This window comes from Burkholderia sp. SIMBA_051 (genome assembly GCF_046534915.1).
Taxonomy (GTDB): domain Bacteria; phylum Pseudomonadota; class Gammaproteobacteria; order Burkholderiales; family Burkholderiaceae; genus Burkholderia; species Burkholderia ambifaria.
Genome location: NZ_JAWRXS010000832.1, coordinates 1 through 239, shown reverse-complemented (window position 1 = coordinate 239; position 239 = coordinate 1). Strand labels below are relative to the sequence as shown.

At 66.9% G+C, this 239-nt stretch carries 1 pseudogene; it reads left to right on the top strand.

Annotated elements, in window-relative coordinates:
* Positions 1-239 (top strand): annotated as a pseudogene (locus SB771_RS36780) (gentisate 1,2-dioxygenase); the annotation flags it as partial.

The following is a 239-nucleotide window of genomic DNA, read 5'->3' as shown; positions in this document are numbered from 1 at the left end:
CCGGCCTCTCCCGCCGTGGCGGCCGTCTGGCGCTACGCGGAGATTCGCGAGCACCTCATGGAAGCAGGCCGTCTCATCAGTGCAGCCGAGGCTGAACGCCGCGTACTGGTCCTCGAGAATCCGGCGCTGCGCGGGCGTTCAGCCATTACACAATCCCTGTATGCGGGCCTGCAACTGATCATGCCCGGGGAGGTGGCGCCAGCCCATCGTCACACGCAGTCGGCGCTCAGGCTTCTGCT